The organism is Brevundimonas sp. UBA2416, from assembly GCF_002343105.1.
GTDB lineage: Bacteria > Pseudomonadota > Alphaproteobacteria > Caulobacterales > Caulobacteraceae > Brevundimonas.
Genome location: NZ_DDRM01000015.1, coordinates 312,940 through 334,803 on the forward strand (window position 1 = coordinate 312,940; position 21,864 = coordinate 334,803).

Below are 21,864 nucleotides of genomic sequence, written 5' to 3' on the forward strand. Positions count from 1 at the left end.
AATCACTCCAGAGGTTCAGCGCCGGAAGCTAGGCGCGCGCCCTCCTCATCACAAGCCGCGCAAGATTTCGCCTCTCGAAGAGCGCCGAAGCACGGTATCAAGGATTCCAAATGACAAAATCATCCAGCCGGCCGCCCGCCGGCCTCCCCGACGAAGCCACGCTGATCGCCTTCCTCCGCGAAGCCGGATCAGCCGAGAAAACCGATATCGCCCGCCATTTCGGCCTCAAGGGCGGCGAGCGTCGCGCCCTGCGCGAAATGATCCGCGCCCTCGAAGAGGCCGGCAAACTGGGCAAGCGCGGCCGCAAGGGCTTCTCCGAAGTCGGCGCCCTGCCCCCGGTCGGCGTGGCCGATGTGGTCGAGCGCGATCTCGACGGCGAACTCTATGTCCGTCTTGTCGAGGCCTCGGCCGACGCCCCGCGCGCCCTGCTGATTCCCGACAACGGCGGCAAGACCGGCCCCGCCCCCGGCATGGGCGACCGCGTCCTGGTCAAATTTGCCCGCACCGAAGACGGCTGGGAAGCCCGGCTGATCAAGAAGCTGGACGCCGGCGCCAACAAGGTGCTGGGCGTCATCCGCAGGTCCAACAAGGAGGTCAGGGTCGAGCCCGTCGACCGCAAGTCGAAGGACGTCCTGCTGGTCCCCCACGCCCAGGCCGAGGGCCTGCGCGACGGCGACCTCGTGCTGGCCGCCATCGAAAGGGGCGACCAGCGCTATGGGCCCAAACGCGGCAAGATCCTCGAGAAGATCGGCCACGAGGGCGACGCCCGCGCCGCCTCCCTGATCGCCATCGCCGCCCACAACGTCCCGATGGGCTTCTCCGAACTCGTCGAAAAAGAAGCGGAAGATCAGGAACTGCCATCGCTGAAGGGCCGCGAGGACCTGCGCGACCTGCCTTTGATCACGATCGACCCCGCCGACGCCCGCGACCACGACGACGCCGTCTATGCGATGCGCGACGAGGACCCGAAGAACGCGGACGGCTGGATCGTCTGGGTCGCCATCGCCGACGTCGCCGCCTACGTCCGCCCCAACACCAATCTGGACCGCGAGGCGCGCGACAAGGGCAATTCCACCTACTTCCCCGACCGCGTCGAGCCGATGCTGCCCGAGCGCCTGTCCAACGGCCTGTGCAGCCTCAAGGAAGGCGAGAACCGCGCCTGCATGGCCGTGCGCATGGTCTTCGACAAGGACGGCCGGAAAACAGGCCACAAATTCATGCGTGGCCTGATGCGTTCGCACGCCAAGCTCAGCTACGATCAGGCCCAGTCGGCCATCGACGGCCAGACGGATGATGCGACCGGCCCGATCATGGCGGCCATCCTCGAGCCGCTGTGGGCCGCCTACCGGACCATGCTGAAAGGCCGGCTGAAGCGCAGTCCTCTGGCGATCGAAAGCCCCGAACGGCGCATCCGCATGAACGATCAGGGCCAGATCATCTCGATCGAGCCGCGCGTCAGCCTTGAGGCACACCGGCTGATCGAGGAGATGATGATCCAGGCCAACGTCTGCGCCGCCGAGACGCTGGAGCAGAAGAAGACGCCCCTGCTCTACCGCGTCCACGACGCCCCCAGTCAGGAGAAGCTGTTCAACCTGGGCGACTTCCTGCAGACCATCGGCAAGCCGTGGACCAAGGGCGAACCGGCCACGACCAAACGGTTCAACAAACTGCTGGACGAGACCCGCGGCGGCGACCACGCCGAGGTCGTCAACGAGGTTGTCCTGCGCAGCCAGATGCAGGCCATCTATTCGGCCGAGAACGTCGGCCATTTCGGCCTCAACCTCGACCGCTACGCCCACTTCACCTCGCCGATCCGGCGCTATTCCGACCTGATCGTCCACCGCGGACTGATCCGGGCGCTGGGCCTCGGCAAGGACGGGCTGACCGACCGCGAGATCGCTGAACTGCCGGCCATCGCCGAACAGGTGACCATGACCGAGCGCCGCTCCATGGCCGCCGAACGCGCCGCCATGGACCGCTACATGGCCGCCTTCCTGCAGGAGCGGGTCGGCGCGACCTTCCCCGGCCGCATCACCGGCGTCACCCGCTTCGGCCTGTTCATCCGGCTGGACGAAACGGGGGCCGACGGCCTGGTGCCGGTCTCGACCCTCGGGACCGAGTATTTCGCCCACGACGACAAGTCCCACGCCCTCGTCGGCGAGCGCACCGGCGCGCGCTGGACGCTGGGCCGGAACGTCGAGGTACGGCTGAAGGAGGCCACGCCGATCACCGGTGGTCTGGTCTTCGAGATGCTCTCCGACCCCGCCCCGCGCGATCCCAACGCCCCCGCGCCCCGGCTGGGCCACCGTGGCCGCGGCCCCGGCGGCGACGGCTTCCCCAAGCGTGGCGGCAGCCGTCCCGGCGGACCCAAGCCGCCCAAGGGTGGGCGACCTTCGGGGGGACTGAAGGGCGTCCGCAAGGGCAAGCGGCGCTGACGACAGAAATCGTCACGACTTCGCCGCAAGCATTCCGGTAGTCTCGCCACGGGAGGACCAGATGATCAGATTGAACCGGGGCATCGCCGCCTTACTGGCCGCCATCCTGCTCGCCGCGCCGGCGGCGGCCAACGACAGCGTCGCCTCGATGGGCGCGGGCGGCCTCGTTCTGGAGCGCACCGACGGCATCGAGATGCGGTCCGAGGATCTCTATGTCTCGGCGGCCGAAATCCGTGTCGCCTACCGGTTCTTCAACCGCACCGACCGCGACATCTCGACGATCGTCGCCTTCCCCATGCCCGATCTGCAGGGCGGCATCGAGAGCGATGTCGCAATAGAGGACCCGCTCAGGATGCCCTTCACCACGACGGTGAACGGCCGCCGCGTCGCGACCAATGTCGAGCAGAAGGCCATGCTGAACGGGGTCGATCACTCCGATCTGATGCGTGGCCTCGGCGTGCCGCTCACGCCCCGGGGCGAGGCGACGATGCGGGCCCTGGCGGCCTTGCCCCAGCCGCAAATCGACATGCTGATCGAGATGGGTCTGGTCGAGGACCGCTCCTGGATGGACCGGGGCGTCCGCATCCTCGAGCTGACGCCCCTGTGGACGCTCAAGACGACACACTACTGGACCCAGGTCTTCCCGACCGGACGCGAGCTCGACGTTCGCCATCGGTACGCCCCCGCCGTCGGCGGCTCGGCCGGAAGCATTTTCGGCGATCCGGACATGGGGGACGGCGAATACGCCCGGGAGGACATTGAACGTTACTGCGTCGACGACGCCTTCCAGGCCGGCGCTCGCCGGATGCGGGCGCGCGGGCTTTATCTGTCCGAAACCTGGGTCGACTACATCCTGACCACCGGCGCCAACTGGGCCGAGCCGATCGGTGAGTTCCGGCTGGTCGTGGACAAGGGTTCGTCGCGCAATCTGGTCAGCTTCTGCGGCGAAGGCGTGCGCAAGATCAGCCCGACCCGGTTCGAGATCCGGCGGCGCAACTACACGCCGACCAGCGACCTGTCTGTCCTGATACTGACCGGAACGCGGATCGAGGACTGATCTTTTGGCCAGTCGTCCGCCGGCCGGCGAGCGTGCTATGGCCCCGCGATGACCACGCCCTTCGACTCAACCCGAGACCTGACCGATGCCCCGCGCGTCGGCGGCCGCCAGACGCCGAAGGACGCCGCCACCCTGATCCTGACCCGCGTCCGCAAGGGCCAGGCTGAGGTGTTGATGGGCCGCCGCGCGCCCGGCCACGTCTTCATGGCCGCCAAATGGGTGTTCCCCGGCGGACGGATCGAGCGCTCGGATTTCAACGCCGCCTCGGCCAATGACCTGCCTGCGGCGGACACCGCCCGCCTGACCCGGGAGGTTCCGGCCCGCCGCGCCCGGGCCATGGCCCTCGCCGCCGTGCGTGAGACCTTCGAGGAGACAGGGCTGTTGCTTGCGGAGCCCGCGCCCGCCGCCTGCGTCGCGGGTTCGTGGCGGGAGTTCCGGGCCGTCGGCGCCCTGCCCGACCTCGCCGCCCTGTCCTATGTCGCCCGCGCCATCACCCCGCCGGGACGGACTCGCCGGTTCGACGCCCGCTTCTTCATGGCCGACGCCCGCGCCCTGCTGCATCCCGAGCCGACCGCCGGCTCGGGCGAGCTGGACGAGATCGCCTGGCTATCGCTGGCCGACACCCGATCGCTGGACCTGCCGGCCATCACCCGGTTCGTCCTCGGCGAGGTCGGCGAGCGCCTCGCTCATCCGGACCGGCCCCTGCCCTACGTCAGGATGGTGCGCGGCCGGCACGTGATCGAGCATCAGGACTGAGGTCGCAGCCGCATGGACGGCGTCCAGCGGCAGGGCTAACCTGATGCCATGACGCCAATGATCCTGGCCGGCCTTGGGGCGTATGCCCCGCGTGAAACCCGGTCGTCGCAGGCGCTGGACGCCGTCTTCGCCCAACCGCCGGGCTGGACCGAAGCCCGGTTCGGCATCGTCTCCCGCGGTGTGGCGGCCCCGGACGAAACCACTTCGATGATGGGGGCAGAGGCCGCAAGACGCGCCCTGGCGATGGCGGGCTGGGAGCCGGGCGACCTTGATGTGCTGATCGGCGCCTGCGGGGTCATGGAACAACCGATTCCGGGCACGTCGGTGCTGATCCAGGATGCTTTGGGCCTCGGCCAGTCGGGCATCTGGGCCTTTGACGTCAACCAGACCTGCCTGTCCTTCGTCGCGGCGCTGGACGTCGCGGCCATGGGCTTCGCCACGGGACGGTTCCGCCGCGCCCTGATCGTGTCCAGCGATATCGCCTCGTGCGGACTGGACTGGGACACGCCCGCCTCCACCGCCATCTTCGGCGACGGCGCGGCGGCCGTGTGTGTCAAGGCCGGCGACGACCCCGACGGCCCCGGCCTGCTGGCCCGCAGTTTCGAAACCTATGGCGCGGGCAAGGACCTGGCCTCGATCCGCTCTGGCGGAACGCGCGTTCGACTGGACGACGGACTCGCAGCCTTCTCTGACGGCGCCCGCTTCCGGATGGATCCGTTCGGCATCTTCAAGGCCGCGTCGAAAACCCTGCCCGCCCTGATCGACCGCGTGCTGGGCGAGGCCGGCCTGACCCGCGAGAGCGTCGATGTCATCGTCGGCCACCAGGCCAGCCGGCCCGCCATCGAACACGCCCGCCGGCTCATGGGCGGCGATCCGGACCGGGTCATCGACATCTTCGGCACGCGGGGAAACCAGATCGCCGCCTCCCTGCCCACGGTGCTGGTCGAGGCGCACGCGACGGGGCGGCTGGGCCCCGGCAAGACCGTATTGCTTCTGGGCACGGCGGCGGGCATCAGCCTCGCGGCCATGGTGCTGCGCACGTGAGCCGGCGCGCGCTCGTTACCGGCGCGACCGGGGGCCTCGGCCTGACCCTGACGCAGGCCTTGCTGGACGACGGCTACACGGTGCGTGCCGCCGGACGCAGTCCGGTCGCCATCAAACGCCTCCGCGACATGGGCGCCGAAGCCATTGCGGGCGACCTGTTCGAACTCGGCCCGGACGCCCTGTGCAGGGGCATCGACGTCGTCTTCCACGCCGCCGCCCTGTCCAGCCCCTGGGGGCCCGATGCCGACTTCCAGCGCGCCAACGTCGATCTGACCCGCGACCTGCTGGACGCTGCTGAGCGCTCCGGCGTCGGGTCGTTCGTCTTCGTCTCCTCCCCCTCGGTCTACGCCCGCTGGGCCGATCAATCCGGTCTGACCGAAGACACGTCGTGGCCCGACCGCCCCCTGAACGCCTATTCCCGCACCAAGGGCGAGGCCGAGCGGCTGGTCCTCGCCGCCGATGCGCCGGGGTTCCGCACCGTCGCCATCCGCCCCCGCGCCATCATCGGACCCGACGACGCGGTCCTGCTGCCGCGCATCCTGCGGCTGGTGAAACGCGGGCGGTTCCCCCTGTTCCGCGACGGACGGGCCCTGGTCGAGATGACCGATGTGCGGGACGCGGCGCGCGCGATCCGGCTGGCCGACCTCCACCGAGAGGCGGCCGGCGGGCAGGCGATCAACATCACCGGCGGGCAGGCCCTGCCCGTCCGCGATCTCATCGATCGGCTCGCGCGGGCGCTCGATGTCGAGGTTCGCATCATCCCTGTGCCGCTCGCCCTCGGACAGGTGCTGTCGGTGGGGGCAGACGCCCTGTGCCGTATCCTCCCGGGACAACCCGAGCCGGTGCTGACGCCCTACACCCTGTCCACCCTGGCATGGTCGCAGACGTTCGACCTCGGCAAGGCCCGCCGCCTGCTGAGCTACGAACCCGCCCACGACGCGGTCGAGACGGCGCTGGCGGTCGCGCCGCGGCTGGCGGCGTCATGAAGCGCTGCCGCGTCCACATCCTGCGCGCCGGCGGCTGTTCGCATCCCGCCGTGATGACCCGCCGCGACGCGGGCCTGACGCCGGCCGTCTTCCCCGCGCTCGCGGCCCTGATCGTCCATCCGGACGAAGGACCGATCCTGTTCGACACCGGCTACGACCCCGCCTTCTTCGCCGCCACCGAGCCCTTTCCGGAACGCCTCTACCGCTGGACAACGCCGGTCAGCCTTGAACCGGGACAGGCCGTCGCCGACCAGTTGCCGGCCTTCGGCCATTCGCCCGACGAAATCCACGCCGTCGTCGTCTCCCACTTCCACGGCGACCACATCGCCGGCCTGACCCGCTTCTCCAAGGCCCGCATCTTCTGCGCCCGTGCCGGGCTGGCTGAGGTCAGACGCGCAGGCCGCGTCTCCCGCGTCCGCCGCGGGGTCCTGGCCGCCCTCGCCCCCGCCGACATCGACGCCCGCGCGGCCTTCTTCGAGGATCGGCCGCAGGTCGCGCTCGGCCCGGACATGGCCCCGTTCGAGACCGGCGCCGACCTGCTCGGCGACGGCTCCCTGCTGGCGGTGCAACTGCCCGGCCACTGCCCCGGCCACTGGGGCCTTCTCGTCCGGCAGACCGACGATCGGACCCGCTTTCTGATCGCGGACGCAGCCTGGTCCAGCGGCGCCGTCCGCGACGACGTCCCGCCGCCCCGCCTGACCACCGCCCTGCTCGGCCAGACCGTACCCTACCGCGAGACCCTCAACGCCCTGCACCGGCTGTGGACCCGCAACGCCGAGCTCGTTGTCACGCCGTCCCACTGCGGCGAGGTTGAGATCGAGACCGGCCGTGCAGACTGACCGGCTCGCGGTCCTGCGGGCCTGGCTCGGGGCCCGATGGAGCGGCTCGAGCTTGCGCACTGCGGCCGATGTCGCGCGGCGGCAGGGCCGGCTGTGGAGGGCCATGGGCCCCGTGGTCGCCTGCACGCCCGCGGTGAGCGCCCTCGCGGGTCGCCCGCTGGCGGACTACCCCGTCGTACGGCCCGAGGCCCTGCGCGACGGCTTCGATGACTGGAACACGCTCGGCCTGACACGATCTGAGACCGAGGCCGCCGCTCTGGCCGGAGAGACCGGCGGATCAGGCGAGGTCCGACCGGGGATCGTCGCCGGCTTTTCTTCAGGCTCATCGGGACGGCCCGGGCTGTTCGTGACCAGCGCCGCCGAGCGCGCCGGCTGGGTCGGCCATATCCTCGCCCGCCTGCTGCCCGCCGACACCCTGCTGCGCCCCACGCGGATCGCCCTGTGCCTGCGCGCCGACAACCGGCTGTATGGTGATGTGGAGAGGGCGGGCCCGATCCGGTTCCTGTTTGTCGGACTCGATGTTCCGGCGCCCGAGCGGTTCGAGCGGTTGCGCGCCTTCGCCCCCGATGTGCTGATCGCCCCGACCCAGGTGCTGGCCGACCTCGCCCGCCGCACCGACAAGCCATGGCCCCTGCACCGCCTCTTCTACGGCGCCGAGCCGATGGGCGAGGCCGAGAGGGGCTGGATCACGACGGCCCTCGGCGCCCGCCCCGACCCCATCTATCAGGCCACCGAAGGTTTCCTCGGCGCCGCCTGCCCCCTCGGAGCCCTGCACCTCAACGAGGACGTCCTGATCATCGAGCGCGAACCCGTGCCGGGGACCAATCGCTTCCTGCCGATCGTCACCGACCTGCGCCGCACCACCCAGCCGATGATCCGCATCCGCCTGCCCGACCTGCTGGAGCCGCTGGCGGCGCCCTGCCCCTGTGGCTCGCCGCTGACGGCCGTCCATTCCGTTGAGGGCCGGCTGGACGATCTGTGGCGCTGGCCCGGCGCCGTGATCTGCCCGCGGGAGGTCGAGGCTGCCGCCAGCGCCGCCCTCGGCCCGGAGCAGGACTGGCGTGCGGTCGCCACGCCGGGCGGGGTCACGGTCGAGGCCGATCCGGATCGGGTCGAAGTCGCCCGATCGGCCGTGGCGACCCTGCTGGCGGCGCACGGCGTGGAGGCGCCGGCCACCGCTGGCGGCCAGCCGAAGCAGGACGACATCAAACGGCGGCGGGTGCGCTGGTCCGATGGCTGAGCGGGTCCTGATCACCGGCGCCCGGTCCGTGGCGGCGCTGGACATCGCCCGCAGCCTGCGCGCCGCCGGCTATGAGCCGCATCTGGCCGACTGCAGCCCGGCCTGGGTAGCCCGCCTGTCCTGTACAGCCGGTCCGGTGCATCGCCATGCCTCGCCGGTGGCGCAGCCTGCCGATTTCGCCAGCGACATCCGCGGCCTGATCGACCGGCTCGATCCCGTGCGCATCATCCCCACCTGCGAAGAGGTGTTCCACCTCGCCGCCCTGGCGGAGGCTGACGGCTTTTCCGACCGGGTGTTCGCCCCACCGCCGGACCGGCTGGCGAACCTGCATGCCAAGGACCGGTTCGCCGCACTGGGCCGCAGCCTCTCCCTGCCGGTCCCCGACACCACAATGGTCACCGATCGGGCGGCGCTGGAGGCCTTCCCGGGCGAGGCGGCGGACCATGTGTTCAAACCGGTCTGGTCGCGCTTCGGCGCCCGTACCCTGATCGCACCCGACCCTTCGGAACTCGCCGCCCTCGCGCCGTCGCCCGATGCGCCCTGGGTGGCCCAGCGCCGGATCGTGGGCGAGGAGGTCAGCTTCTACGCCGTCTGCCATGAGGGTCGTGTCGCCGCCTTCTGCGCCTACGGTTCCGACTGGCGACTGCCCGGCGGGGCCAGCTACGTGTTCCGCCCCCTGTCAGCGGACCAGACGGCGCGGCTGCGGCCCATGGCCGACGCCCTGGCCGCCTTTGCCGGGACCGGCCAGATCGCCTGTGACGCCATCATCGACGCTGACAGACAGCCCTGGCTGATCGAGTGCAATCCGCGGGCGACCAGCGGCGTCCATCTGTTCGGGCGCAGCGCCACCTTCGGTCAGGCTCTCATGGCCCGGGGTCAGGCCGGACCGGCCGCCGGTGCCCGCCAACTTTCCACGGCCCTCTGGCTACACGGCCTGCCCATCGCCCTGCGGGACGGACGGCTTGCAGCCTGGCGCGCGCATCGACAGCAAGGGTCAGACGCCGTGGGCGCTCCCGGCGACCGTCTGCCGGTATTCGGCGCGCTCGCCGACGCCGCCGCCTTCGGCCTGCGCGCGCTCAGATCAGGCCTCCCCCTCACCGAGGCCATGACCGTGGACATCGAGTGGAACGGCCGGCCGTTCGATCGCGACTAGACCGACCCCTATGCGCCCGCGGCCGCCGCCGGACGCGCCCGGCAGTCCGCCAGCCACCGCGCCAGATGGGTCAGCTCTTCCGGCGGCCGGTATTTGATCAGCCGCGCGAAATCCAGACCGACCACGCCGACGATGTCGGCGATGGTGAAGCGATCGGCGGCGAGGAATTCATGGTCCGCCAGCCGGCGGTCCAAGGTCTTCATGAATTTCTCGGCGGCGACGCGATTGTACTCGGCCAGCTGCGGAACCTGCACTGCCTCCAGCGCGGCCAGCGCCGGGTGAGAGTGGCGCACGCTCAGCATGATCGGATTGGCCAGGTAGAATTCACACCGGCGGGTCCACATCTCGATCACCGCCTGTTCGCGCGCATCGCGTCCGAACAGGTTGGGCTCGGGATACAGCGCCTCCAGATAGCGGCAGATGGCGACCGATTCCGAGATCGTGGTCCCGTCGTCGAGCTCCAGCGCCGGCACGTGCGGCACGCCCACACGGGTGCGGTATTCGGGGGTCTTGTGCTCGCCGGTCAGGATATCGACCTCGATCACCTCGACGTCCTCGATGCCCTTCTCGGCCATGACCCAGCGGACCCGGCGCGGATTGGGCGCGCGGTGGGAGGTATAGAGCTTCATCAGTCGGTCTCCGGCATCAGCGGAACATAGCGGCGGGCATGGCGCCCACAATGGCGGCCGCCATCAGCGTGGCAAGGAAGCCGGCGAACAGGGCCTTCCAGACCATGCCCAGCACCTCCTCCCGGCGTTCGGGCATCAGGACGCTGAGGCCCGTCACGGTAATGCCGACCGAGCCGATATTGGCGAAGCCGCACAGGGCGTAGGTCATCAGCATCCGCGTCCGCTCGCTCATCTCGCCCCCCGGGACATTGCCCAGCTCGATGAAGGCCCTGAACTCGGTCTGGGTCAGCTTGACCCCCAGCAGCCAGCCGGCCTTGCCCGCCTCGGCCCATTCGACCCCGGACAGCCAGGCGACCGGCATGAAGACCCAGCCCAGCAGGCGCTCGATCGTCACCGGGCCGTCGAACAGCCAGAAGCCGCCCAGCATGACGTTGATCAGGGCCATCAGGGCGACGAAGACGATCAATACCGCCGAGATGTTCAGCACCACCATCAGGCCGTCGGCCGTTCCCTTGACGATGGCGTCGATGGCGCTGTCGTACTTCAGCGCCGAACCGTAGTCCGCGGCGGCTCCGCCCTCGCCGGCGGTCTCCGGGATCATGATGCGGGCCAGCAGCACGCCGGCCGGGGCCGAGACAATCGAGGCGACCAGCACATGGCCGGCGGCATTGGTCATCACCGGGGCCAGGATGGCGGCATAGGCCACCATGGTCGAGCCGGCGACCGTGGCCAGTCCGACCACCATCATCAGGAACAGTTCCGACCGGGTCAGCCTGTCCAGATAGGCGCGGATGACGATCGGGCTCTCGACCATGCCGAGAAAGATATTGGCCGCCACCGCCAGGGCCGAGGCGCCGCCCAGGCCCATGGTCCGCTGGAACAGGATGCCGAAGCCGTGGGTGATCCACTTCAGGATCTTCCAGTGCCAGAGCAGGGCCGACAGGGCCGAGATCACCAGGATCATCGGCAGGACGTTGAAGGCGAAGGTGAACAGGGCGGGCGGGTTCTCGACCGAATAGGGCTGATCGCCGCCGGCCAGATAGCCGAACACGAACTGGGCGCCCACCGCCGAGGCGCGGGTCAGGCCGTCCACCGCGCCCGTAATGGCGGTCAGGACGACCTCGGATCCCGGAATGCCGAACAGCAACGCCACCAGACCGGCCTGGACCGCGACCGCCCCCAGCGTGAGCCGCCAGGGAAAGGCCCTGCGGTTCTCGGACAGGCCCCAGCAGGCCGCCACGATCACGGTCAGCCCGAGCAGGCTCTGAAGGTTCAGCAGACTGAACATGGACGTCGTTCCCCGCCGGCTCCCCCGCCGGCCCCGTCCCGTTGAACGCCACGCGCGGACGTCTGGCAAGACGCCGTTTGGCTGTGTTGTGGTCAAGGTTCCGCCGCGAAGGGCGCGCCCACTCACGCAACCGTGATCGGCACGGAGCGGGAGACCCGAAATGCGCACGACGCGGATGACTATCGCCGGCCTGGCTCTGACCGCAGCGGTCGCGGGCTGCAGTCCGGCGCGCGAAGACGTCACCTACAGCGACGACTCCGTCAACATGGAGCTTATCGCACCGGGCGAGGCCGCTGCCGCGGCTGATGCGGCGGCTCCGGCGGTCATGCGCGCCGCGCCGCCCGCCGCATCGACGACCGCGCCGTCAGGGGCGCCGCCGCCGCCAGCGGCCGTTCAGGCGGCCAGCATCGCCTATGTCTACCGCTACGGGCTGGAGTTGCCCGTTGATCGCGCGCCCGCGCTGATGGGCCGGCACGAGCAGGCCTGTGTCGCCGCCGGTCCCGCCACCTGTCAGGTCATCGGTTCCGAATCCAGCCGCTACGGACGCGACGAGCTCACGGCGCAGCTGGAAATCCGGGCCACTCCGGCCTTCCTGACGGCCTTCCGGGCGCGTCTGGCCGGGGACGCCGAGGCGGCGGGCGGCCGCGTGGCCATGGCCGCGACGGACAGCGAAGACCTGACCCGCGCCCTCGTCGACACCGAGGCCCGGCTCCGCGCGCTGACAACGCTGCGCGACCGGCTGCAACAGCTTCTTGCAACCCGCAGCGGTCCGCTGGAGCAACTGCTGGCGACCGAACGCGAACTGGCGCGGGTGCAGGGCGAACTGGACGCGAGCCGCTCGACGCTTGAGGTCATGCGCACCCGCGTAGCGACCTCACGCCTGATCATCACCTACACCGCCCAGGGCCAGCTGGCGCCCGACAGCGCCTTCAGGCCGGTGACCGACGCCCTCGACAACGCCCTGGCTGTCTTCATGGGCGTGGTCGGAGCCCTGATTCTGTTCCTGGCCGGTGTCTTGCCGCTGCTGATCGTGGTGGTGCCTTTGGCCTGGCTGGGCCTTCGCTGGAGGCGGCGAATCCGCGCCGAGCGGCTGGCGGCGAAACGGGCGCGAGAGGCCGAAGCGGGCGGCGGCGAAGTCTAGCCGCCGCGCACCAGCCGGCTGTAGTCGTCCATCAGGCTGAGGCTGAGGTCGCCCGGAGTGAAGCGATCGTCGCCGATCTCGCTCACCGGGGTGATCTCGGCCGCCGTGCCGCACAGGAAGCATTCGCTGAACCCGGCCAGCTCTTCGGGCAGGATGTGTCGCACCTCGACCTCAAGGCCGCGCGCCGCCAGCATCTCCAGCACGGTCTGGCGGGTGATTCCATTCAGGATCGCCCCGTCGGCGGGCGGGGTGATCACCCGGCCATCCTGCACGAAGAAGACATTGGCGCCGGTCGCCTCTGCGACATAGCCCCGCCAGTCCAGCAGCATGGCGTCGGCATAGCCGCGCGCGTCGGCGTAGTGACGATTGATGGTGCCGATCATGTACAGGCCCGCCGCCTTGGCCTCGGTCGGCGCGGTTTCCGGCGAGGGCCGCTTGTAGGGCGCCCAGCAAAGGCGGATGCCCTTGCGCTTGGTTTCCGGGTCGAAATAGCTCGGCCAATCCCAGGCGGCGATGGCCACATGCACGGTCGTGTTCTGGGCCGGGACGCTGACCTGTTCCGAGCCGCGCCAGGCGAGAGGGCGGACATAGGCCTCGGTCAGGCCGTTTCTGGCGCAGGTTTCCTTGCAGGCGTCGTTGATCTGCGCCACCGTGAACGGAATCTGGAAGTCGAGCACCTCGGCCGAACGGAACAAGCGGTTCGTATGCTCCGTCAATTTGAAGATCTGGCCATTGTACATTCGCTCGCCTTCAAAAACCGAAGACGCGTAGTGGAGGGCGTGGGTCAAAACGTGCACGCGGGCTTCCCGCCAAGGCACAAAATCGCCGTCCATCCAGATCCAACCGTCACGATCGTCGATAGGAACGAAGGCCATTGAATAACGTCTCCCGCGCTGATCACCGGGTTAGAGCCGCCGGAATCGCTCAGGTCAACGCCTGGACGCACGGTCGGGTCGCTTACGCATGAGCGACGTCCGCTCCCACGGCCGTTCGGGCCCCGTCGCCGGCGCGGGCGCCGGCCGGCATCTGCTGGTGGTGGATGACGACGACCGCATCCGCGAACTGCTGAAGGAATTCCTCGCCCGCGAAGGCTATCGCGTCACCGGCGCCGCCCACGCCGCCGCCGCCAAGCGGTTGATGGAGCTGATTGAATTCGATCTGGTGGTGCTGGACGTCATGATGCCGGGCGAGAGCGGTTTCGACCTGACCACCTGGGTCCGGTCCAAGGCCGAGACGTCAAAGACCCCCGTCCTGCTGCTGACCGCGCGCGGCGATCCTGACGACCGGATCGAAGGCCTGTCGCGCGGCGCCGACGACTATATGTCCAAGCCGTTCGACCCGCGCGAACTGGCCCTGCGCGTCGACGCCATCCTGCGCCGCACCGGCGGCAAGCCCCTGACCCCCCGCGAGATCAAACTGGGTCCGGCGATGTTCGACATGGAGCGGCTGGAACTCACACGCGACGGCAAGATGCAGCGCCTGACCGAGGCCGAGGCGCAGTTGCTCAAGACCCTGGCCATTCACGCCCATTCGGCCGTCGAGCGAATGAGCCTGTCGCCCGACACCGCCGACATCACCGGCCGGGCCGTGGACGTGCAGGTCACCCGCCTGCGCCGCAAGCTGGAGGCGGATCCCAAGAATCCGCGCTACCTCCAGACCGTGCGCGGCGTCGGCTATATGCTGGCCCCGGACTGATGACGCGATGAGGCTGCTTCCCGCCAGCCTCTGGCCGCGGTTCCTGAAGCGGCGGATGCCGACCTCGCTGTGGGGGCGGTCGCTGCTGATCATCGTCCTGCCGGTGCTGGTGATGCAGGTCGCGGTCACCTGGGCCTTTTTCGACATGCACTGGCAGACGGTGACCGCCCGTCTGTCCGACGGTCTGGCCGGCGATATCGCCTGGGCCGCCGAGAGCTGGCGCGACGACCCGACGCCGGAAAACCTCGCCGTCCTCGCCGACCGGGCCGAACGATCCATGTCGCTCTCGGTCGACCTGCGCGAGGGCGACGTCCTGCCCGCAGAGCAGGACCGCGGCCCCATCGGCGTTGTCGATCGCACACTCGAGAAGGCGCTCACCACCCGGCTCGATCAGCCGTTCTGGTTCTCGACCACCCGGTATCCCGCCTATGTCGACATCCGGGTGCAGCAGCCCGAAGGCGTGCTGCGCATCATCGCCCCGCGCGAGCGCGCCGTGGCCACCCAGGCCCACATTTTTGTCCTGTGGCTGACCATCGCCACCGTCCTGCTGATGAGCGTCGCCATCCTGTTCATCCGCAATCAGGTCCGCGCAATAGAGCGGCTGGCCGACGCCGCCGAGGCCTTCGGCCGGGGTGAGACCGACGAACGGTTCAAGCCGCACGGCGCGCGCGAGGTTCGCGCCGCCGCCAACGCCTTCCTGGCCATGCGCGAGCGGATCCAGCGTCACATCGACCAGCGCACCGCCCTGCTGGCCTCGGTCAGCCACGACCTGCGCACGCCCCTGACACGGCTGCGGCTCGAACTGGCGCTGGCGCCGCCGTTCAAACGCTCCAAGGCGATGCAGGGCGACCTCGACGAGATGGAGCATATGATCGACGAATACCTCGCCTTCGCCCGGGGTGAGGCCGGAGAGGCGGCGCAGGCGGTGTCGATCGCCGACTTGCTCTCGGCCACGGCCGAGGATGTCCGCCGGGCTGGAGCCGAGGTCGAGGTGGACGCCCCCACTGACCTGACCGCAACCTTGCGCCCGCTCGCCTTCAAACGCGCCCTGACCAATCTGGCCGGCAACGCCGCGGCCCATGGCGAGCACGTCCGGCTCAGCGCCCGTCCCCTGCCCTCCGGCGGGCTTGAGGTGTCGATCGAGGACGACGGCCCCGGCATTCCCGAGGACATGCACGAAGAGGCCTTCCGGCCCTTCTCCCGCCTCGACGCCTCACGCAATCAGAACCGCAAGGGCGTGGGCCTCGGCCTCGCCATCGCGCGTGATGTCGCCCGCGGACACGGGGGGGACATCACGCTCGGGCGCAGCGACATGGGCGGGTTGCGAGCCCTGATCCGGCTGCCTGGCTGATCAAATTATGTACCGGCCCTCTGGCGAAGCGTCGCCGCAGGGCACACCTTCGAATCCGACAGGGCCATTTGGAGGACATCATGCGTAAACTCGCCGCCTTCGCACCACTCGCCGCCGTCCTGGCCTTCAGCGCCGCGCCGGCCATGGCCGAACCCGCCTTGATCAGCGTCAGCCTCGGTCCCGACCTGCAGGACAAGGCTGCGGATCTGGGTCCGCGCGAGGTTCAGGAACAGGCCGACCGGCTGGCCGATCTGGTCGGACGCGCTCTCGCCCGTGATGGCGATCTCGACGGCGCCCGGATCGAACTCGTCCTGACCGACCTGCGTCCCAACCGACCCACCTTCCAGCAACTGGCCGACCGTCCCGGACTGGACGGGCACCGCAGCATCTCAACCGGCGGCGCGACCATCGAGGACCAGATCACCACGGCCGACGGCCGCACCCTGCCGGTCCAGTACGACTGGTATTCCAGCAGCCTGGCGGATGTGCGCGGCATCAACACCTGGGCGGACGCGGACCGGGCCTATCGCCGGCTGGCCGTGAACATCGCCGACGGCCGTTACGTCACGCGCTAGAAGCTTCGCGCCCGCTGCACGGCGGCCCTGACCGCGGCGCTCGCCGCCCGGTCGAGGTCGCCGCTTGCCGCCATGGCGTCCAGCCCCGCCCGCGTCGTGCCTCCGGGCGAGGCGATGCGGGCGATCAGGGCCTCCAGAGCTTCGCCGGTCCCGACGCCAGCTCCCGCCGATCGCAGGGCTCCGCGCGCCAGCCGCGTCGCGGCGTCGGCTGACAAACCCTCGGCTTCCCCTGCCTGCGCCAGCGCCTGAACGAAGGCGTAGATGAAGGCCGGCGCCGAACCGGCCGTGGCGGTGGCGACATCGATGTGGGCTTCGTCGGTCAGGTCCACGACCTCGGCCATAGCCTCGAATAGCCCTCGCGCCGTCTCGCGGGCGGCAGGGTCATCCGACCAGAGAGCCGCGACACCGCGACCCTGCGCCACCGCCGTGGTCGGCATGACCCGCGCCACCGGGCGGCCGGACAGGGCGCCGATATCCGCTGCCGCCACGCCTGCCATCACCGACACGATCACGGCCTCGGGGTTCAGAGCCTCGACCAGCGGGCTCAAGGCCTCACGCCATTTCGCCGGCTTGACCGCCAGCACCAGCGTCCGGGCCTCGCTCAAGACGGCCACCGGCGGATTGACCCGCGCGCCCTGCGCCCGCGCCGCCTCGGCGGCAGGCTTGTCCGACGGGCTCAGGATGATCAGGTCGTGCGCCGCGACGGCCCCGGTCTTCAGCCAGCCTTCAAGGCTGGCCGAACCCAGCCGTCCGCATCCCACCAGGGCGACGGTACCGGCTGTCGAAGGAGCATTCATGGCCTCAGGCCGTGCCGACGGTCTCGAACAGGCAGGAGTCGATCGCCTCCTGCGGCTTCTTGTTGCCGCGGATCATGAAGTCGAAGGCGGGGTAGTAGCGGTCCGCCGCCTCGACCGCCGCGTCGATCATCGAGGCCGCCTGGGCCAGCGTCGGGCGCTCGCCCATCGGCAAGGCCAGCGAATGGCGGAAGACGATCTCGCCGTCGTCGGCCCAGACCTCGAAATGGCCCATCCAGGTACGCTGGTTGATCAGGCCGACCAGTTCATAGGCGGCGGCCCGGCGGGCCTTGGACGCCTGCAGGTCCAGCGCACAGCACAGTTGCAGACAGTCGCCCTCGGGCCGCCAGGCGAACCACAACTCGTAGTCCTTCCAGTCGCCTGCCAGCGCAAAGGCCAGATCGCCCTCGTCGGTGCGGTCGAACGGCAGGTTTTCGGCCACCAGGACGTGCTCCACGACATCCAGAGGATCGTAGGGAACATCGACTTCTTCGGGCCGTACAATGTCCATCAGGCACTCTCCGGGCGCGACTCACGCCCTGTCATCGGACGGTAGGCGGGTTCGCAGATTCGGCTCAACCGGCTGCGTCCTGAGGGGGAGAACCCGCTGTGGACGTTCCCGTGGCAGGCTTCTTTGCCGTCTTTGCAGGCGACTTCTCCGGCGACTTCAGCGCCGCGACCTCGGCCCTCAGGGCGGCGATTTCGGCCTTCAGGGCGTCGAATTCGTCGCGGCGGACCAGATCGAGGTCGGCGGCCATGCGATCAGTGCCGGCACGGAAGGCCGTCTTCGCCTCCTCGCCCGCTGCCTGGGCCAGGCCCATGGCCCCCGTCGTCAGCTTGGCGAACTCGTCGAGAAGGGGGTTGCGGGTCTGCATGGAACTCTCCGGCCCGCACAGGCGAGCGTCGTTAAGGAAGGTTCACCCGATATGGTGAACGAAACCTTGCTGTCGATGCGACCGATGGCGTGATTGGGGCGGCGCGCGCCTGTGTTGCGGAAATTTCAGGGACGCGACCGGCCGCGCTTGCTAAACCGCAGACGAAGACCCTTCCGCAGGAGCGCCCGTGCAATTTCCCGAGTTCGACCCGGTCCTGTTCAGCATCGGCCCGCTGGATATTCGCTGGTACGCCCTGGCCTATGTCGCGGGCATCGTCGTCGGCTGGTGGTACGCTGCCCGTCTGGCCAAGGACAACGCGCTCTGGCAGCCCGGCAAGGCGCCGGTCACCACCATCCAGCTCGACGACCTGATCCTGTGGATCACCCTCGGCATCATCCTCGGCGGCCGTCTCGGCTACGCCCTGTTCTACCAGCCGCAGCTCTACGCCCAGATATTCACGGGCGACGGTCTGGGCGAACGCCTTGCCGTGCTGCGCCTCTGGGACGGCGGCATGTCCTTCCACGGCGGTCTGATCGGCGTCTCGCTGGCGATCATCCTGTTCGCCTCAAGGAACAAGATCCGCCTGCTCAGCCTCGGCGACCTGATCGCCCCCGCGGCGCCGATCGGCCTGTTCTTCGGTCGCATGGCAAATTTCATCAACGGCGAACTGTGGGGCCGCGAGACGACCGCGCCCTGGGGCGTCAACTTCTGTAGCGACCGTATCCGCGAAATGTATGGTCAGACGTGCCAGTACATGGCCGGCGACGGCTCCATCGTCGGACCCGGAGACATCGTTCGCCACCCCAGCCAGCTCTATGAGGCCGGCCTCGAGGGCCTCGCCCTGTTCGGCATCCTCTGGCTCGCGGTCTACAAATGGCGGCTGCTGGCCAAGCCCGGCTACATCACCGGTATCTTCCTGTTCGGCTACGGACTGGCGCGGGCCACGCTCGAGAATTTCCGCCAGCCGGATGCCGGCCTCGAGAGCCTGCCGCTCGGTCTGACGATGGGCATGATCCTGTCGATTCCGATGATGATCATCGGGGCCTGGCTGATCTGGCGCGCCTGGAGCCGGCCGCCGGTCGCCGCCTGACGCCATGTCGCTGAAGGAGCGTCTGGCGCGCGAGATCGTCCTGACCGGGCCGATGACGGTGGCCGACTATGTCACGCGGTGCCTGCATGACCCGGAGGGCGGCTATTACGCCACCCGCCCGGCCATCGGCGCCGCCGGGGACTTCATCACCGCCCCGATGATCAGCCAGATGTTCGGCGAGTTGATCGGCCTGTGGGCGGTCGAGCTGTGGCGGCGGCTGGGCGCGCCCGAACGGGTGCGGCTGGTCGAGGTCGGGCCCGGCGACGGGACGCTGATGGCCGACGCCCTGCGCGCCGCCCGGCTGGACCCCGAATTCCTGCGCGCAGTGGACCTGATCCTGATCGAACCCAGCCCGCCGTTGCGCGAGGCCCAGGCCCGGATGCTGGCCGACAGCGACATCCACCCCCGCTGGGTCGCATCGCTGGACCGGATCGAGACCGACGCCCCGGTGATCCTGATCGCCAATGAGGTGCTGGACTGCCTGCCCGCCCGCCAGTTCGTGAAGACCGAAGACGGCTGGGCCGAGCGGCGCGTGGGCGTGACTGACGACGGCGAACTGACCTTCGGTCTGGTCAAGATCACCGGAGGCTTCAAGCGGCCGGAGTTCCCGGTCGAGCCCGGCCAGACGGTCGAGATCTCGGACCAGCAGGCCGCCTTTGGCCGCGACGTCGGAGCCCTGATCCACGAAGCGGGCGGTGCCGCCCTGCTGATCGACTACGGTCGCGCCCGTCGGGAGGCTGGCGACACCCTCCAGGGCCTGCGCCGCCATCAGAAGGTCGATCCGCTGGAGAGCCCCGGCGAGGTGGACCTGACCCAGTGGGCGGACTTCCCCTCGGTGCTCGAGGCGGCGATCCACGCCGGGGCCGACGTCACCGGGACTCTCGGTCAGGGCGAGTTCCTGAACCTGCTGGGCATCGAGGCCCGGGCAGATCGCTTGAAGGCCGGCCGCCCGGACGCCGCCCCGATCATCGACCGCCAGCTGGCCCGGCTGACCGCCGCCGACCAGATGGGAACCCTGTTCAAGGCCTGCGCGATCTTCTCGCCGCGCTCACTGGTGGTTCCGGGTTTCGAGGACTGACCATGCCCCTCCAGCCCATTACCCACCCCCTGCTCGACCGCGCCGGCGTCCGTCATGGTTTCTTCACGCGCGAAGGCGGCGTCTCGACCGGCATCTATGAAGGCCTGAACACCGGCGTCGGCTCCAGGGACGACCCCGCCGCCATCGCCGAGAACCGCCGCCGGATCGCCCACCATCTGGGCGGTGACTCAGACGATCTGGCCGCCTGCTTCCAGATCCACTCCGCCGTCGCCCATGTCGCCGAAGAGGGCTGGAAGGGCGCGCGGCCCGAGGGCGACGCCACGGTCACCGCCATCCCCGGCGTCATCTGCGCCGTCCTGACCGCCGACTGCGCCCCCATCCTGCTGGCCGACACCGAGGCCGGCGTCGTCGGCGCCGCCCATGCGGGCTGGAAGGGCGCGCTGGACGGGATTGTCCACGCCACCGTCGCCGCCATGCAGGCCCTCGGCGCCGAACCCCGCCGCATGGTCGCCGTCGTCGGTCCCTGTATCGCCCAGCCGTCCTATGAGGTCGGCGCCGACTTTCAGGACCGGTTCGAGCATCATGATCCGGGCAGCGCCCGCTTCTTCGCGCCCGGCGAAAGCGCCGACAAACGGCTGTTCGACCTGCCCGCCTTCGTCCTGTGGCGGCTGGAGCAGGCCGGTGTCGCCGACGCCGCCTGGACGGGCGACGACACGCGGGTCGATGCGGCGCGGTTCTATTCGAACCGGCGGGCGTATCTGAGTGGAGAGGCCGACTTTGGCCGGCTGATGAGCGCGATCAGCCTGGGCTGATCCACCGGGATTTTCAGCCCGCCATCGCCATTTCAGGCACCCGCGTCGTTTCACGCCACGACTGCGGATTGGCCAGCAGTTCGCGGACCAGCAGGTTGTTGATGGCGTGGCCCGCTTTCACGCCCTCATAGCGGCCCAGCAGGGGCGCGCCGAGCACATAGAGGTCGCCGATAGCGTCCAGCGCCTTGTGCTTGACGAACTCGCGCTCCATCCGCAGCCCGCCGGGGTTCAGGATCTGGTCGCCGTCGATGACCACGGCGTTCTCCAGCGAACCGCCGCGGGCCAGACCGGCGCGGCGCAGGGCCTCGACCTCATGGGCGAAGCCGAAGGTGCGGGCCGCCATGATCTCGTTGCGGAAGGTTTCTTCGTCGACGACGAAGTCCACCACCTGATTGCCGATCACCGGGGTGTCGAAGTCGATCTCGAACCGCATCTCATAGCGGTCGCAGGGCAGCAGGGCGGCGCTCTTGTCGCCTTCCTGGACCCGGATCGGCTCGAGGATCTCGATATAGCGGACCGGGGCCTCCTGACGGCGGAAGCCGGCGCGGTCCAGCAGCTGGACGAATTGCAGCGCCGAACCGTCAAGGATCGGCAGTTCGGGGCCGTCCACCTCGACCACGGCGTTCGACACGCCCAGGGCGGCGAAGGCCGCCATCAGGTGTTCGATGGTCGACAGCCGAACGCCGGCGGCGTTCTCGATCATGGTGTTCAGACGGGCGTCGATCACGGCCTCGCCGGATACCGGAATCCGGTTGTCGCGGTCCTTGATGTCGGTGCGCACGAAGACGATGCCCGTGCCGGCCGGGGCCGGACGCACGGCCAGACGCACCCGGTCGCCCGTGTGCACGCCTACGCCCGCAATGATGGCAGGAGCGACGGTGGTCTTCTGGCGATGGTCGATTCTGACCGACAAACTCAAACTCACTGCAGTTCTTGCGTCCCGCCTCTGTGTGCGGAGTTCGCCCCACGAACCGTCTACCGGCCCTGCCGCAAGCGCGAAATGAAAGTCGGGTTTCGAATTGTTTCGGTTTGATGAACCATACCCGGACGCAAAACCGCCCCGGA

22 protein-coding genes are annotated in these 21,864 nt (G+C 69.5%); 15 read left to right on the forward strand and 7 right to left on the reverse strand.

Annotation, left to right across the window (positions count from 1 at the left end; all coding sequences use genetic code 11):
• The first annotated feature begins 110 nt into the window (after nt 1-110).
• From rnr to B3E43_RS05620, 8 genes are all read left to right on the forward strand, one after another.
• Nucleotides 111-2,435, forward strand: coding sequence for a ribonuclease R (gene rnr, locus B3E43_RS05585; protein ID WP_292027387.1), 2,325 nt, complete (start codon nt 111-113; stop codon nt 2,433-2,435).
• 61 nt (nt 2,436-2,496) lie between these two features.
• On the forward strand, nt 2,497-3,492 hold the full coding sequence (locus tag B3E43_RS05590; protein ID WP_292027388.1) for a DUF4424 domain-containing protein: 996 nt from the start codon (nt 2,497-2,499) through the stop codon (nt 3,490-3,492).
• 48 nt (nt 3,493-3,540) lie between these two features.
• Nucleotides 3,541-4,248, forward strand: coding sequence for an NUDIX hydrolase (locus tag B3E43_RS05595; protein ID WP_292027389.1), 708 nt, complete (start codon nt 3,541-3,543; stop codon nt 4,246-4,248).
• Nucleotides 4,249-4,296: 48 nt separating this feature from the next.
• Nucleotides 4,297-5,292: a 3-oxoacyl-[acyl-carrier-protein] synthase III C-terminal domain-containing protein gene (locus B3E43_RS05600; RefSeq protein WP_292027390.1), complete on the forward strand. Its 996-nt coding sequence runs from the start codon at nt 4,297-4,299 to the stop codon at nt 5,290-5,292.
• Entirely contained in the window at nt 5,289-6,278 is a 990-nt protein-coding gene (locus B3E43_RS05605) for an NAD-dependent epimerase/dehydratase family protein (protein WP_292027391.1), read from the forward strand. Before B3E43_RS05600 ends, B3E43_RS05605 begins: the two co-directional genes overlap by 4 nt.
• On the forward strand, nt 6,275-7,117 hold the full coding sequence (locus B3E43_RS05610; protein WP_292027392.1) for an MBL fold metallo-hydrolase: 843 nt from the start codon (nt 6,275-6,277) through the stop codon (nt 7,115-7,117). Before B3E43_RS05605 ends, B3E43_RS05610 begins: the two co-directional genes overlap by 4 nt.
• A 52-nt stretch (nt 7,118-7,169) precedes the next feature.
• The gene (locus tag B3E43_RS05615; RefSeq protein ID WP_292027393.1) at nt 7,170-8,357 is read left to right on the forward strand and encodes a cell division protein FtsA; all 1,188 of its coding nucleotides are present in this window, start codon (nt 7,170-7,172) and stop codon (nt 8,355-8,357) included.
• Nucleotides 8,350-9,510 carry an ATP-dependent carboxylate-amine ligase gene (locus tag B3E43_RS05620; protein WP_292027394.1) on the forward strand — a complete coding sequence of 387 codons (1,161 nt, stop codon included), beginning with the start codon at nt 8,350-8,352 and terminating at the stop codon, nt 9,508-9,510. The genes B3E43_RS05615 and B3E43_RS05620 overlap by 8 nt, the downstream gene beginning before the upstream one ends.
• 8 nt (nt 9,511-9,518) lie before the next feature.
• On the opposite strand, the gene B3E43_RS05625 is transcribed toward B3E43_RS05620, so the two are convergent.
• Together B3E43_RS05625 and B3E43_RS05630 are read right to left on the reverse strand one after the other, a co-directional pair.
• Nucleotides 9,519-10,139 (reverse strand): glutathione S-transferase family protein, encoded by a 621-nt coding sequence (locus tag B3E43_RS05625; protein WP_292027395.1) that lies wholly within the window; start codon nt 10,137-10,139, stop codon nt 9,519-9,521.
• Between the two features lie 16 nt (nt 10,140-10,155).
• Nucleotides 10,156-11,427 (reverse strand): NupC/NupG family nucleoside CNT transporter, encoded by a 1,272-nt coding sequence (locus B3E43_RS05630; protein WP_292027396.1) that lies wholly within the window; start codon nt 11,425-11,427, stop codon nt 10,156-10,158.
• A 160-nt stretch (nt 11,428-11,587) separates the two neighbouring features.
• Between B3E43_RS05630 and B3E43_RS05635 the strand changes: the two genes are divergently transcribed.
• Nucleotides 11,588-12,568 carry a DUF4349 domain-containing protein gene (locus B3E43_RS05635; protein ID WP_292027397.1) on the forward strand — a complete coding sequence of 327 codons (981 nt, stop codon included), beginning with the start codon at nt 11,588-11,590 and terminating at the stop codon, nt 12,566-12,568.
• Here the strand turns inward: B3E43_RS05635 and B3E43_RS05640 are convergent.
• Entirely contained in the window at nt 12,565-13,443 is an 879-nt protein-coding gene (locus tag B3E43_RS05640) for a branched-chain amino acid aminotransferase (RefSeq protein ID WP_292027398.1), read from the reverse strand. The two genes, B3E43_RS05635 and B3E43_RS05640, sit on opposite strands and share 4 nt — an antisense overlap.
• Before the next feature lie 88 nt (nt 13,444-13,531).
• Here B3E43_RS05640 and B3E43_RS05645 point away from each other — a divergent pair, with 88 nt between their 5' ends.
• The 3 genes from B3E43_RS05645 (at nt 13,532) to B3E43_RS05655 (ending at nt 16,189) form a co-directional block, all read left to right on the forward strand.
• Entirely contained in the window at nt 13,532-14,263 is a 732-nt protein-coding gene (locus tag B3E43_RS05645) for a response regulator (protein ID WP_292027399.1), read from the forward strand.
• 7 nt (nt 14,264-14,270) lie between these two features.
• Entirely contained in the window at nt 14,271-15,614 is a 1,344-nt protein-coding gene (locus B3E43_RS05650) for an ATP-binding protein (protein WP_292027400.1), read from the forward strand.
• Between the two features lie 80 nt (nt 15,615-15,694).
• Complete coding sequence (locus B3E43_RS05655) at nt 15,695-16,189, forward strand: hypothetical protein (protein ID WP_292027401.1); 495 nt, start codon at nt 15,695-15,697, stop codon at nt 16,187-16,189.
• Here B3E43_RS05655 and B3E43_RS05660 read toward each other — a convergent pair.
• The 3 genes from B3E43_RS05660 to B3E43_RS05670 all read right to left on the reverse strand — a co-directional run bounded on the left by B3E43_RS05660 (nt 16,186) and on the right by B3E43_RS05670 (nt 17,858).
• A complete protein-coding gene (locus B3E43_RS05660; RefSeq protein WP_292027402.1) occupies nt 16,186-16,986 on the reverse strand; it encodes a pyrroline-5-carboxylate reductase family protein in 801 nt (266 codons plus the stop codon). The two genes, B3E43_RS05655 and B3E43_RS05660, sit on opposite strands and share 4 nt — an antisense overlap.
• Nucleotides 16,987-16,990: 4 nt before the next feature.
• Complete coding sequence (locus B3E43_RS05665) at nt 16,991-17,494, reverse strand: YbjN domain-containing protein (RefSeq protein WP_292027403.1); 504 nt, start codon at nt 17,492-17,494, stop codon at nt 16,991-16,993.
• A gap of 64 nt (nt 17,495-17,558) precedes the next feature.
• Nucleotides 17,559-17,858 (reverse strand): accessory factor UbiK family protein, encoded by a 300-nt coding sequence (locus B3E43_RS05670; protein ID WP_292027404.1) that lies wholly within the window; start codon nt 17,856-17,858, stop codon nt 17,559-17,561.
• Nucleotides 17,859-18,045: 187 nt separating this feature from the next.
• Between B3E43_RS05670 and lgt the strand changes: the two genes are divergently transcribed.
• The 3 genes from lgt to pgeF are packed head-to-tail and all read left to right on the forward strand — an operon-like array spanning nt 18,046 to nt 20,799.
• On the forward strand, nt 18,046-18,948 hold the full coding sequence (gene lgt, locus B3E43_RS05675) for a prolipoprotein diacylglyceryl transferase (protein WP_292027405.1): 903 nt from the start codon (nt 18,046-18,048) through the stop codon (nt 18,946-18,948).
• Nucleotides 18,949-18,952: 4 nt separating this feature from the next.
• On the forward strand, nt 18,953-20,026 hold the full coding sequence (locus B3E43_RS05680) for a class I SAM-dependent methyltransferase (RefSeq protein ID WP_292027406.1): 1,074 nt from the start codon (nt 18,953-18,955) through the stop codon (nt 20,024-20,026).
• A 2-nt stretch (nt 20,027-20,028) separates the two neighbouring features.
• Entirely contained in the window at nt 20,029-20,799 is a 771-nt protein-coding gene (gene pgeF, locus B3E43_RS05685; RefSeq protein ID WP_292027407.1) for a peptidoglycan editing factor PgeF, read from the forward strand.
• A 13-nt stretch (nt 20,800-20,812) separates the two neighbouring features.
• Here pgeF and lpxC read toward each other — a convergent pair whose 3' ends face one another.
• Nucleotides 20,813-21,712: a UDP-3-O-acyl-N-acetylglucosamine deacetylase gene (lpxC, locus tag B3E43_RS05690; RefSeq protein ID WP_292027408.1), complete on the reverse strand. Its 900-nt coding sequence runs from the start codon at nt 21,710-21,712 to the stop codon at nt 20,813-20,815.
• Nucleotides 21,713-21,864 lie beyond the last annotated feature (152 nt).